This is a genomic window from Pseudobutyrivibrio xylanivorans DSM 14809, from assembly GCF_900141825.1.
Taxonomy (GTDB): Bacteria; Bacillota; Clostridia; order Lachnospirales; family Lachnospiraceae; genus Pseudobutyrivibrio; species Pseudobutyrivibrio xylanivorans.
In genome coordinates, this window is sequence record NZ_FQYQ01000002.1 from 258,380 (window position 1) to 271,791 (window position 13,412).

At 39.9% G+C, this 13,412-nt stretch carries 13 protein-coding genes; all 13 read left to right on the top strand.

Annotated features, from left to right (window positions below; genetic code table 11):
• Positions 1 to 71 precede the first annotated feature (71 nt).
• The 13 genes from BUA88_RS02940 (at position 72) to BUA88_RS03000 (ending at position 13,412) form a co-directional block, all read left to right on the top strand.
• Positions 72 to 542, top strand: a complete 471-nt coding sequence (locus BUA88_RS02940) for a ribosome maturation factor RimP (protein WP_072912469.1) — start codon at positions 72 to 74, stop codon at positions 540 to 542.
• 17 nt (positions 543 to 559) lie between these two features.
• Positions 560 to 1,759 (top strand): transcription termination factor NusA, encoded by a 1,200-nt coding sequence (gene nusA / locus BUA88_RS02945; RefSeq protein ID WP_072912472.1) that lies wholly within the window; start codon positions 560 to 562, stop codon positions 1,757 to 1,759.
• Complete coding sequence (rnpM, locus tag BUA88_RS02950) at positions 1,760 to 2,029, top strand: RNase P modulator RnpM (protein ID WP_072912475.1); 270 nt, start codon at positions 1,760 to 1,762, stop codon at positions 2,027 to 2,029.
• Complete coding sequence (locus tag BUA88_RS02955; protein ID WP_072912478.1) at positions 2,016 to 2,321, top strand: L7Ae/L30e/S12e/Gadd45 family ribosomal protein; 306 nt, start codon at positions 2,016 to 2,018, stop codon at positions 2,319 to 2,321. Before rnpM ends, BUA88_RS02955 begins: the two co-directional genes overlap by 14 nt.
• 16 nt (positions 2,322 to 2,337) lie before the next feature.
• On the top strand, positions 2,338 to 5,031 hold the full coding sequence (gene infB, locus BUA88_RS02960) for a translation initiation factor IF-2 (RefSeq protein ID WP_072912481.1): 2,694 nt from the start codon (positions 2,338 to 2,340) through the stop codon (positions 5,029 to 5,031).
• Positions 5,031 to 5,405, top strand: a complete 375-nt coding sequence (rbfA, locus tag BUA88_RS02965; protein ID WP_072912484.1) for a 30S ribosome-binding factor RbfA — start codon at positions 5,031 to 5,033, stop codon at positions 5,403 to 5,405. The genes infB and rbfA overlap by 1 nt, the downstream gene beginning before the upstream one ends.
• 110 nt (positions 5,406 to 5,515) lie before the next feature.
• Positions 5,516 to 6,493: a DHH family phosphoesterase gene (locus tag BUA88_RS02970; protein WP_072912488.1), complete on the top strand. Its 978-nt coding sequence runs from the start codon at positions 5,516 to 5,518 to the stop codon at positions 6,491 to 6,493.
• Positions 6,493 to 7,398, top strand: coding sequence for a tRNA pseudouridine(55) synthase TruB (truB, locus tag BUA88_RS02975; protein ID WP_072912491.1), 906 nt, complete (start codon positions 6,493 to 6,495; stop codon positions 7,396 to 7,398). Before BUA88_RS02970 ends, truB begins: the two co-directional genes overlap by 1 nt.
• Before the next feature lie 2 nt (positions 7,399 to 7,400).
• Positions 7,401 to 8,321: a bifunctional riboflavin kinase/FAD synthetase gene (locus BUA88_RS02980; RefSeq protein ID WP_072912493.1), complete on the top strand. Its 921-nt coding sequence runs from the start codon at positions 7,401 to 7,403 to the stop codon at positions 8,319 to 8,321.
• Between the two features lie 96 nt (positions 8,322 to 8,417).
• Positions 8,418 to 9,488 (top strand): C40 family peptidase, encoded by a 1,071-nt coding sequence (locus tag BUA88_RS02985; protein ID WP_072912496.1) that lies wholly within the window; start codon positions 8,418 to 8,420, stop codon positions 9,486 to 9,488.
• 190 nt (positions 9,489 to 9,678) lie between these two features.
• Positions 9,679 to 10,188, top strand: a complete 510-nt coding sequence (locus tag BUA88_RS02990) for an SEC-C metal-binding domain-containing protein (RefSeq protein ID WP_072912499.1) — start codon at positions 9,679 to 9,681, stop codon at positions 10,186 to 10,188.
• A 96-nt stretch (positions 10,189 to 10,284) separates the two neighbouring features.
• Positions 10,285 to 11,883 (top strand): alpha/beta hydrolase family protein, encoded by a 1,599-nt coding sequence (locus tag BUA88_RS02995; RefSeq protein ID WP_072912502.1) that lies wholly within the window; start codon positions 10,285 to 10,287, stop codon positions 11,881 to 11,883.
• Between the two features lie 23 nt (positions 11,884 to 11,906).
• Positions 11,907 to 13,412 carry a glycoside hydrolase family 43 protein gene (locus BUA88_RS03000; RefSeq protein WP_072912504.1) on the top strand — a complete coding sequence of 502 codons (1,506 nt, stop codon included), beginning with the start codon at positions 11,907 to 11,909 and terminating at the stop codon, positions 13,410 to 13,412.

Here is a 13,412-nt window from a genome sequence, read left to right on the forward strand (position 1 = left end):
TAAGAGAGAGCAATTTTGCTCTCTCTTTGTTTATGTTCTTTTAACACTTACAACTGAATAAGGAGGACATTATGTCAAAACACACCGATTACGAAAAACGTACGGAAGAATTGATTACTCCTATTCTTGACGAACTAGGCTTTGAGCTCTACGACGTAGAATACGTTAAGGAGGGCGCAGATTATTATCTTAGAGCCTACATCGATAAGGAAGGTGGAATCACAATTGATGACTGCGTAGACGTTAGTCGTCGCATGAACGAGTTACTTGATGCAGAGCCACAGATTGGCGGTAATGAAGGCTACATTTTCGAAGTTAGCTCACCAGGTCTTGGCCGCATTCTTAAAAAAGACAAGCATTTTGAAAAAGCTATAGGACTTGATGTAGATATTAAAACCTACAAGCCAGTTAACGGCGCTAAGGAATTTACAGGAGCTCTTAAGGCCTTCGATAAGGATACTCTTACAATTGAGTTTGAGGATGGCACAGAAGTATTCAATAGAGCAGACGTTGCACAAGTCAGATTATCAATAGATTTTTAGTGAATATAGGAGGAAATATGGCAGCAAATACAAATGATTTTTGGGAAGCTCTTACAGATCTTGCAAAAGAGAAGAACATCAGCATGGATGTTTTAATCGAGACAATCGAGAATTCGCTTCTCATTGCATGTAAGAACAATTACGGAAAGGCTGATAATGCATCAGTTGAAATCGATAGAGCTACTGGCGAGTATCACGTATATCTTGCTAAGACAGTAGTTGATGAGGTTATGGATCCAGTTGAGGAGATTTCACTTGCAGATGCTCAGGATATCAGTGGAAAGCATCAGATTGGTGATATCATCCAGATCGAAGTTAAGTCTAAGGACTTTGGTCGTATCGCAGCTACAGCAGCTAAGAATACAATCACACAGAAGATTCGTGAGGAAGAGCGCAAGGTACTTTATGAGGAGTACTATGAGCTTCAGCACAAGGTTGTTACTGGTGTTGTTACACGTTTCTCAGGAAACAATATCCACGTTAACCTTGGTAAGCTTGAAGGATTCCTTTCAGAGTCTGAGCAGGTTAAGGGCGAGTACTACAAGCCACAGGACCGCATTAAGGTATACATTGTTGAGGTTAAGACATCTAACAAGGGACCACGTATCCTTGTTTCTCGTACTCATCCAGAGCTTGTTAAGAAGCTTTTCGAGGAAGAGGTTTCAGAGGTTAGAGATGGTATCGTTGAGATTAAGTCAATCTCTCGTGAGGCTGGCAGCCGTACAAAGATTGCTGTTTGGTCAAACGACGAGGATGTTGATCCAGTAGGTGCTTGCGTTGGTCAGAACGGTGCGCGTGTAAATGCTATCGTTAATGAGCTTCGTGGTGAGAAGATTGATATCGTTGAGTGGGATGAGAACCCAGCTTACCTCATCGAGAATGCGCTTTCACCTGCAAAGGTTGTTGCAGTTATCGCTGATGCAGATGAGAAGACAGCTCGTGTAGTTGTTCCTGATTATCAGCTTTCACTTGCTATCGGTAAAGAAGGTCAGAATGCTCGTCTTGCAGCTCGTCTTACAGGCTTCAAAATCGATATCAAGAGTGAGACACAGGCTAAAGAAGCTGGTGACTTCCTTGATTACGAAGAGGATTATGATGATGAAGAGTACTATGATGATGAAGAGTACTACGATGAGGATGGCGAGTATGATGAGGATGCTGAGTACGAAGAGGAGTACGAGGAGTCTGAGTCAGAAGAGTCTTCAGAGGAAGAGTAAATGACTGGTAAAGTGTTACCTCTTAGAAAATGTGTTGCCTGCGGACAGATGATTCCAAAGGATCAGCTTTTTAGAGTGGTTCGTGTTGATGGCAAAGTTCAGCTCGATTTGAGCCAAAAGGCTCAGGGCAGAGGTGCCTGGGTATGTAAGAATCCCCAGTGTGTTGCACTTGCTGAAAAGAAAAAATCATTCAACAGAGCATTTAAAACACCTGTTTCTGAAGAGGTAATTAACAGCATAAAAATGGAGTTGGAAAATGGCAGTAGATAAAGGTCTTAATATGATTAGTATGGCCATGAAGGCTGGCCGTCTTGTTAGTGGAGAATTCGCATGCGAGCAGGCCATCAAAGATGGTGTCGGAGAACTATGTATTGTTGCTACTGATGCTTCAGACAATACTAAGAAATCATTTTCAAATTCCTGTGAGTTCTACGATGTTAAATACGTAGAATATGGAACCAAAGAATCTTTAGGTCATGCAATTGGTAAAGAATATCGGGCATCCATTGTAGTGTGCGATGAAAATTTATCCTTAAGCATTCTAGATAAGATACTGAAGTAGATGAGGAGGATATTAGATGGCAAAAATTAAAGTACATGAATTAGCCAAGGAGCTTGGTAAGGAAAGCAAGGACGTCATTGCTTTTCTCGAAGCTAATGGTATAGAAGCAAAAGCTCAGAGCGGCATTGAAGATGATATGGCTGCTAAGGTTAGAGCTAAGTTTACACCAAAGGACGAAAAGAAGGCTGCGCCAAAGCAGGCTCACGCCGTAGACAAGGATGGAAATCCTGTTAAGAAGCCACGTCCATCAGTAGATAAGGATGGAAATCCTGTTAAGAAAAAGAAGAACGTATTCGTAGTTACTCGTGATCGTGATGATAGAAGAAGACGCCCAGGCTCAGATTCTTCTAGAAATGAGAACAGAGATAACAACGGACAGAAGAAGGCAGCTGCACAGCCAGTTCAGCCAAGAGGACCAATCCGTCCACGTACATTTGCAGATGGTGTTCGTCCATCACAGAGAGCAAGTGCACAATCTCAGGATACAGAGTTCGTATCAAAGAAGAATTCAGCTGAGGAGACACAGGAGCGTCCAGCAAGAAAGGAACGTCCAGAGCGTCAGGATAGAAACGAACGTCCAGAGAGAAATGAAAGACGTGACAACAATAGACAGGACCGTCCAAACAGAGACAATGGTGACAGACCAGCTAGAGGCGATAGACCAGCTGGAAAGCGCCCAGAGAGAAATGATAGAAACGACAGAGGTGACAGACCAGCTAGACCAGATAACCGTGGTGACAGAAATTCTCGTCCATCACAGAACGCTGCTCCAGATATGGCACCTTCTTCAAATGCTAAGGGCGGACGTCGTGACGACAAGAAAAAGAAGAACGGAAATAACGATAGAGATAACAACTTAGGCGGCAAGAAGCAGGAGCGTTACATCAATCTTGAGAAGAATGGTGGAAAGAAGAAAAAGAACAATGCTCCTAAGGCTCCAGAACGTAATATGGATGAAGTACTTACAATCACAATTCCAGATAGAATTACAATCAAGGATCTTGCTGACAAGATGAAGGTTCAGTCATCTGCAGTAGTTAAGACTCTTTTCTTAAAGGGTAAGATGGTTACTGTTAACCAGGAGGTTGATTTCGAAGAGGCTTCTGAAATCGCTCTTGAGTTCAACTGTATCTGTGAAGAGGAAGAAAAGGTAGATGTAATCGCTGAGCTTCTTAAGGAAGATGAAGAAGATACATCAAGCTTCCCATCTCGTCCACCTGTTGTCTGCGTAATGGGTCACGTTGACCACGGTAAAACATCACTCCTTGATGCTATCCGTGATACAAAGGTTACAGACCGTGAGGCTGGTGGTATCACACAGCACATCGGTGCTTATACAGTTTCAATTAACAATCAGGATATTACATTCCTTGATACTCCAGGTCATGAGGCCTTCACAGCAATGCGTATGCGTGGTGCCAACTCAACAGATATCGCTATCCTTGTAGTTGCTGCTGATGATGGTGTTATGCCTCAGACAGTAGAAGCTATCAACCATGCTAAGGCTGCTGGTATCGAAATTATCGTTGCTATCAACAAGATTGATAAGCCAAATGCAAACATCGACAGAGTTAAGCAGGAGCTTTCTGAGTACCAGCTCATTCCTGAGGATTGGGGTGGAAGCACAGTATTCTGTCCAGTATCAGCTCATACAAAAGAAGGTATCGATAACCTCCTTGAGATGATTCTTCTTACAGCAGAAGTACTTGAGCTTAAGGCTAATCCAAATCGTAAGGCTCGTGGTCTTGTTATTGAGGCACAGCTTGATAAGGGACGTGGTGCTGTAGCAACAGTTCTCGTTCAGAAGGGTACACTTCACGTTGGCGATCCTGTTGCCTGCGGTAGCTGCTACGGTAAGGTTAGAGCTATGCTTGATGATACAGGAGCTCGTGTTAAGAGTGCTGGTCCTTCAGTTCCAGTTGAGATTCTTGGTCTTTCTGAGGTTCCAAACGCTGGTGAAGTATTAATGTCATTTGATTCTGAGAAGGAAGCTCACTCATTCGCTGATACATTCGTTGCAGAGCACAAGAACAAGCTCGTTGAGCAGACTAAGTCTAAGATGTCTCTTGACGCACTCTTCAGCGAGATTGAGTCAGGTAACCTTAAGGAACTTGATATCATCGTTAAGGCTGACGTTCAGGGTTCTGTTGAGGCTGTAAAGCAGTCACTTGAGAAGCTTTCTAACGAGGAAGTTGTTGTTAAGACTATCCACGGCGGTGTTGGTACAATCAACGAGTCCGATGTAGTTCTTGCATCTGCTTCAAACGCTATCATCATCGGTTTCAACGTTCGTGTTGATCCACAGGCTAAGATGACAGCTGATAGAGAAGGTGTAGACCTTCGTCTTTACAAGGTAATCTACGATGCAATCAATGATGTTGAGTCTGCTATGAAGGGTATGCTTGATCCAATCTTTGAGGAGAAGGTTATCGGTCATGCAGAGGTACGTCAGATCTTCAAGGCTTCTGGTGTTGGTAACATCGCTGGTTCATACGTGACAGATGGTTACTTCCAGAGAGATTGTATGGTTCGTGTCACACGTGAAGGAAATCTTATTCACGAAGGAAAGCTTGGTTCTCTTAAGAGATTCAAGGATGACGTTAAGGAAGTTAAGACAAACTTCGAGTGTGGTCTTGTTATTGAAGACTTCAATGATGTTCAGGAGATGGATATCATCGAGGCCTACATTATGGTTGAGGTACCTAGATAATGAGAAAAAATTCAGTTAAAAATACACGCATTAACGAAGAAGTTATGCGCGAGCTTAGCAATATTATTCGTCTCGAGGTAAAAGATCCACGTATATCACCAGTTACATCGGTGGTATCTGTGGAGGTTGCCCCAGATTTAAAGACTTGCAAGGCTTATATTTCAGTTCTCGGGGATGATGAGGCAGTTAAGAAGACTATCGAAGGTCTTAAGAGCTCTGCTGGCTTCATCCGCCGTGAGCTTGCTCACAGAATCAATCTTAGAAACACACCTGAGATTACATTTGTAAGCGATCAGTCAATCGCTTACGCTGCAAAGATGAGCAAGCTTATTGATGAGGTTAATGCACCTCTTCACGCTAAGGAAGAAGAGTAATTAGGCTTCCCCTTGAGGGGCTGAGATGATGCTAAAAAGCATCATCTGCCACCCTGGCGAAGGGAAGCTGTCAGCTTTGCTGACTGATGAGGTGGAAAAGGAGACATACTATGATAGACAACTTTAACGAACTTTTATCTGAATCAAAGGTGGTAGGTATCAGCGGCCACATCAGACCAGATGGAGACTGTGTAGGCTCTACTATGGCCATGTACAATTACATTGTCACCTACTATCCTCAGATAGAAGTTCATGTCTATCTTGATCCGATTCCAAACATTTTTAAGTTCTTTAAAAATGCTGACAAGATAGAAGACATTCATACAGTCCCAGAAGATAAGCATTTTGATTTATTTATCGCTCTTGATTGTAGTGATGGTGCAAGACTGGGGGATGTTTTCCCATTCTTTGACAAGGCAACACACACTGTTTGTATAGATCATCATATGACAAACGGTGGGTTTGCTGAATTTAGTTATATTATCCCTGATGACAGCTCTACCTGTGAGCTTGTCTATAATCAGTTTGGTAAGGATAAAATCACTAAAGATATTGCAGAATGTCTTTATACAGGTATTATTCATGATACAGGTGTATTTCAGTATTCCTGCACAACAGAGTCTACCATGGATGCTGCAGGCTTCCTTATGACAAAGGGCATTGATTACCCTAAGATTTGTACGGAGACATATTATGCCAAGACTATGATTCAAAACAGAATGCTTGGAAAAGCATTGTTGAATTGTAAGACTTACGAAGATGGTAAGATTATCGCTGCAGTTATTACAGCAGAGGATATGGCAGAATATGGTGCTCAGAGCAAGCATTTGGAAGGTATTGTTCAGCAGCTTAGAGATACTACTGGTGTAGAGGTAGCTGTTTTCCTTTATGAGCTTGAAGATGGCGATTATAAAGGCAGCACAAGAGCTACAGGAGATGTAGACCTTACAGTTATCACTGGTACCTACGGTGGCGGTGGCCATAAAAAGGCTGCAGGATTTTCAGTTGCAACAAAAGAGCCATGGAAGATTGTCGAAGAGATAGTTGATATGGTTAAAAAACAATTTGATGAGTTAGGAATTAACTAATGAATAGTGGCATTATCAATGTCTATAAAGAGGCTGGTTTCACTTCATTTGATGTTGTGGCTAAGCTTCGAGGCATTTTAAAAATAAAGAAAATAGGTCATACTGGCACACTTGATCCTGATGCGACAGGTGTGCTTCCTGTTTGTATAGGTAAAGCTACAAAGCTTTGCGATATGCTCACAGATAAGGATAAGGTTTATGAATGCGTGATGCTCCTTGGAGTAGAGACAGACACTTACGATATGAGCGGAAGAATTCTTGAGAAAAAGTCTGTTGATGTTACAGAAGCTCAGGTTCAGGAAGCTTTATCAGCTTTTGTAGGTGATATCATGCAGGTTCCACCTATGTATTCGGCTTTAAAAATCAATGGTAAAAAGCTCTATGAGCTGGCAAGAGAGGGAAAAGAGGTAGAGCGTAAGCCTCGTCCCGTTACAATTTTTAGCATTGATATTCTTTCTATGAAGCTTCCTGAGGTTTCAATCAGGATACATTGTAGCAAGGGAACATATATCAGATCCCTTTGTCATGATGTAGGTGAAAAGCTTGGCTGTGGCTGTGCGATGAAATCTCTTGTGCGCACCAGAGTCAGTCAGTTTGATATTTCAGATGCAAAAACTTTAGATGAAATTGAAAGAATAGTTAAAAATGGCAAATTAGATGGTATAATGTTGCCAATAGCCTCAGTTTTTGATGGCTTAGGTACTGTTTTTGTTATTCCAACTGAGGAAGCGCTTAAGCAGGCTATTAACGGCGGAAAGATACCAGCTGCCAATGTATTTGCAGAGGCAGTTAGTAACTTTGAAGATGGTGAGAGATATCGTATCTTCTTACCAGACAATAGATTCCTTGGGATATACGTTTATGAGGAATCTCAGTTTATTTTGGAGAAAATGTTTTTGGAATAATTATGGAGTATTTACATTCTTTATTTGACACGAAAATTTCAGAGCCTACAGCGGTGACTGTTGGAAAATTCGATGGTATTCACAGAGGTCATAATCTTTTGACCTCTGATATTATCTCAAAAAAGAGCCAGGGTCTTAAATCCTGCCTCATTACTTTCACAAACTCACCACGTTTTTTATTACAGGAAGATCAGACTCCTTGTTTAATTACAAATAAAGAGCGTATGTTTATGCTTGATAATAATGGCCTCGATTATCTTATCGAGTGTCCTTTTGATGAGCGCTTAATGCAGACGGATGCCAGAAGCTTTATTGAGTTTTTGGTGTCTAATCTTAATATGCAGTATATTATTTCTGGTCCTGATTTTACTTTCGGCCACAAGGGCGCTGGAAATGTTCAGCTTCTTACAGAGCTTTCAAAGGAGCTGGGATTCGAATATAAAGTCATCGAAAAGATGAAACAGAATAATAGAGATATCAGTAGTACTTACATCAGAGAAGAGCTAAAGGAAGGCCATATCGACTCTGTAAATGAAATGCTTGGATACGAATATTTTGTATGGGGAGAGGTGGTTCACGGAGCTCATCTTGGTCATACAATCGGTATTCCTACAATCAACATTATGCCAGAGAAGATTAAGCTGGTTCCAAAGTTCGGTGTATACGTTACTACAATCGACTTTGACGGAAGAATATATCACGGTGTCACAAATGTCGGCACCAAACCATCTGTTTCTGATAAGAACATTGTTGGTATCGAGACTCACATTCTTGATTATAACGGTGATTTATACGGAAAATTCGTCAAAGTTACATTCCAAAGCTTCCTTAGACCGGAAATGAAATTTGGTTCTATTGAGGAGCTTACAAATCAGATGAACATTGATAAAACAAAGGCTAAAAATTTCTTTAACAAGAAGTAGAATATTACAAAAATGTTACGTTTGATTGACAAATTTTCTAATTCTTGCTATACTTTCTAAAGTTTCGTATTTTTTGTTTTTGTTATTGGAGGATTTATGAAGAAACGTATTGTTTCAGCATTCACGCTAGTATGTTGTACAGCGATTTTGTTTGATTATTGCGTTGATACACGTACATACATAGATAAAAACAACACTAATGACAATGCTTCAGCAGTAGCAGGTGCAGTTTCTGTTGCCGCTGTTGATTTGTCTGCAATAGAAAAGCTTTCAGTTAGTGATTCTAATGCTATCGCTACAGCCAAATCACTTGGTGATATTTATGGCTACGATAACATCGGTATCTGTAATGTATCAGAAGGAAATCTTAATATTAGAGAGTCTGCTTCTGGTGATGCTAAGCTTGTTGGTAAATTCCCAGCAGAGGCTGCCTGCGAGATTCTTGATACTGATGGAGAATGGAGCCACATTAAGTCTGGCGAGGTAGAGGGTTATGTAAGCTCTGAATACCTTATTACAGGTGATGAGGCTTGGGACAAGGCTATCGAGCTTGCAGAGTATGTTGCTACTTCAAAGACTGGTGGCCTTAGAGTTCGTGCCGAAGGCAACACTGAATCAGAGATTATCTATCAGCTTGCTGAGGGCGAAGAAATAGCTATCCTTGATAACACTCAGGATGATGAGTGGATTAAGGTAGATGTCGATGGTGATGAGGGTTATGTTTGCGCAGAATACGTAGATGTAGATCTTTCTCTTCGAACTGCCATGACACTTACTGAGGCAAGATATGGTGCTGGCGTTTCTGATGTTCGTATGGCAATTTGTGAAAATGCACTTCAGTATGTTGGTAATCGTTATGTTTGGGGTGGTACATCCCTTACAAATGGTGTTGACTGTTCTGGTTTCACTATGCAGATTATGAGACAGTACGGTGTTTATCTCAGCCACTCATCAAGAGCGCAGGCTAATGAAGGTACAAAGATTAGCACATCAGATTTAAAGCCTGGTGATTTGATTTTCTACGGCAAGGGTAGTCGTATCAATCATGTTGCTATTTACATTGGTGGTGGACAGATTGTTCATGCTTCTAACAAACGTGATGGAATCAAGATTTCAAATTACATGTACCGTACACCTATCAAGTGTGTTCGTGTTATTTACGATTAGCAAACAGGAGGGTTCCCTTTAAGGGAGTTGCCTGTTTGCCACAACTCACACCATTGCCGGAGGCAATTTGCATGGTGTGAGTTTTCCCGTTTTTGTGGATTTTTATCTACCTTATAGTTTATTTTTATGTTAGAATAAAAAAGGTGGTTTTTACCACATATTTTGATTTTTTATTGGAGAGGAATATAAAATGAGTTTACTTGAACAGTGGCAAAAGATTGCCTACAATCAGAACCAGTCTCAGGCTGATTTACAGAGATTCTGGCAGAATTATTTTCTTTTAGAGAAGGGCATTTACGAGCAGCTTCTTGACGATCCTGACACAGAGGTTAAGGGTACAGTTAAAGAGCTTGCTGAGAAATATAAGATTGAGGTTATGCCAATGGTTGGTTTCCTTGATGGAATCAACGATTCACTTGTAGAGCCAAACCCTATCGATACAATGGAAGAGGATACAGTAGTTTCTCTTAAGTTTGATAAGGAAAAGCTTTATAAGAACATGATTGATGCTAAGGCTGATTGGCTTTACGGTCTTCCACAGTGGGAGAAGATTTTTGATGCAGATACTCTTAAGAACCTTACAAAGGAAGCTAAGAACATGCACACAATCATCCGTACAGAAAAGAAGGTTGGACGTAATGATCCGTGTCCATGCGGTTCTGGAAAGAAGTATAAGCAGTGCTGCCTTAAGAAGAAATAAGATTTGACACCCTATTATTAATAGTTTATCGGTGTTTATAGTATCCCCCGGATGCTAGAATAGATTCAACATCTATTTTAGTAAGGGGGATTTTTTATGGGAATTTTTACAAGACCAGTTGTAAAAACGTTGGACAACGGTGGTAAGTTCTGGGAGCATACATATAATAATTTTCATTTAAAAGCATATGTGCCTACGACAGATATTGATGGCGAGGTTCATAATTATGGCTTTAGAGCTCCATTACTTTTAGTTTTCGAAGAAGAAAGATTAACAGAAGAAAAAGCAATAGAATTTGCAGAAACTTCAGGCTTGGCATCGATTGCTTCTGCTAACGATTCAACTGTTTTATTTGTTTATCCAACCTGTGAAGGCGGCTGGGACAGAGCAGATGTGTCTCTTTATCAGGAGCTTATAGCAGAGACAAAAATAGACCCTATATATTCAGATGGTATTGTTGAATACACTAATTTCTTTGATAAAGAATTTAAGGGGTATTTTATTCGCGGCGCTATTTTTAGAGCTGATATCTATAGCTTTGGACAGTCGGCAGATTATTGTGCAAAGCATTTATTAAAAACAATCAATGGCGAATATCTTTGGGGACCAGGTGAGATTACACCAGCTATGATTTCTATGGAAGGTCTCTCAGTTGTTCCTGATGTGAAGCGAACGGATATAGCTGTTTTATCTGTAGATAATCCTGATGAAATCAATAAGTTCTTTGATGGCTGCGAGAATCTTCTTATTAAGGAAAAAGCCGATTATAAGGCTGATTTTTATAGCTTTGTAAGAAAGTTCAAAATGTGGTGTGGTCAGATTGAATTTGAGCCAGATTTTGATGCCCTTAACATGGTAGAAAAAAGAGATTACACAGAAGTAAAAACATCACCTGACCATAAAGCAAAGTATAAAGACGTGCCAACGCATAAGGTTGGATATTTTGTTTATTACAACAAGGGACTTTTTGATAATGGCCCGGTTCCACTTGTCGTAGGCTTTCATGGTGGCGGCGATTCTTCTATGTATCTTACTTTTGTTTCAGGATGGTGGGAGGTTTGCCATAAGTTTAACTTCCTCTATGTAGGTATTGAAAATCACCAGAATGTAACTCCAACAGAGGCCATAGAAGTTATTGAAGATTTAAAACGTAAATACGATATTGATGAACATAGAATTTACGCTACTGGATTCTCAATGGGAAGTGCAAAAACTTGGGATATGTTCCAGGAGTATCCAGAAGTGTTTGCTGGACTTGCGCCTACCAGTGCATTATTCCCTATAAAGGATAATCCTTTTGGTTTATCTCTTGGAGATCCACGTATGAATATGACTATATCTGTTCCAGTGTTTTATTCAGGTGGTGAGGAATCTGTACTTCCAGAGCTCCCATTCCAAGATGAAACATCTCTTGATAGAATCAAATACGCAGCGAAGGTAAATAAGCTCACAGTTAATTTTGATGTGGATTATGCCAATAAGGGCAACTGGAAAGATTCTATTTATGGCGTTCCAGGAGACAGAGTAGAAAAGATTTTAGATCCTTCCAGAGGAAGTGTTTTAACTGTAAACTATTACAATAGCGAAGATGGTGTATGTAGAACAGCCTTTGGCAGTGTTAGTGGCCAGATTCACGAATGTCGCGAGCATTCCATTGAGGAGGCTTGGAAGTTTATTTCGAAATTTACTAGATAGAAGAGCTTATAGGAGAAATAATATTGAAAGTTATAAACCCAGTTTTAAAAATGGATATGCCAGATGTGGATGTAATAAAGGTAAATGACGTTTATTACATGGTAAGTACCACAATGTTTTTTACACCCGGAGCACCAATTTTGCGTTCTAAGGATTTAAAGAATTGGGAGATTGTTTCCTATATTTTCGAAAAGATTGAAGATAATGATATATACGAGTTAAAGAATGGCAAGAATGCTTATGGCGCCTGCCAGTGGGCTACTTCACTGGCGTATCATAAAGGTAAGTTTTACGCAGCCTTTGTGTGTAACGATATGAAAAAGACTTATATCTTCCATAGTGATGATATAGAAAAATCATACTGGAAAAGATTTGATATTGATGGTATTTATCATGATATGAGTTTTCTTTTTTTTGATGATAAGATATATCTGGTCTATGGTAATGGTGATATTCATATAACTGAGCTTAATGATAATCTGACAGGAATTCGTAAAGACGGACTTAATAAATTATTATTTTCTACTCCTAGTTCTGATGACGGTATTATGCTTAGATGCGAGGGCTGTAGGGCTTATGTGAAAGACGGATATATATATCTTACCTTTATAGAATGGCCTAAAGAAGGCTTTGGTAATTTTAGAAGACGACAGATTTGTTATCGCTCGAAGAACTTAAATGAATCTTTTGAAAGAAAAGTCATTTTCGATGATGATATGGGATATTGTAATAGAGGAATTGCCCAGGGAGCATTCATCGAAGCTGATGATGGAAAATGGTTTTCAATGCTTTTTCAGGATCATGGAGCTGTTGGACGAATTCCATATTTAATTCCCATGAAATGGGAAAATGGCTGGCCAGTTATTGGTATAGAAGGTAAGGCTCCTTCAGCTTTTGATATTGATATAACTGAAGTCGCTACGGCGCCTTTAGTTATTAGTGATTCATTTGAACATGAGGATAATTGCCTTCCTTTGCAGTTCCAGTGGAATCACAATCCTATAAAAGAAGGCTGGTCATTTACAGATCGACCTGGATATTTGCGCCTTAGAAATATGCAGATGGCTTCATCAATAATGGATGCAAGAAACACTCTGACAGAGAGAACTGTCACACCTAAATCCGTATTTACGATAGAAGGTGATTTCTCATTAATGAAGGATGGAGATTATGCTGGACTTGCAGCCTTTATGGGAAAATATGGAACTATAGGATTAACAAAATCTGATGGTGAATTTTACATTGTTTCAATTCATAAAGAAAAAGTAGAGATAAAACAAAATGTTTCAGAAATTCAAGGCTTCAATTGTAATCATTTTTGGATTAGAATAATTTTTGATTTCGAAAATGATGATAAGGCCTATTTCTATTATTCTGTAGATGGCAAGGACTTTATTGAGTTCGGAGAACCACTTGATATGGAGTTTACATTAGATGTTTTTGTTGGATATCGTATAGGCGTATTCTCGTATGGTACTAAGAATCTTGGTGGTGTCGTTGATTTTCGAAATCTAAATTTTAGCGAATAG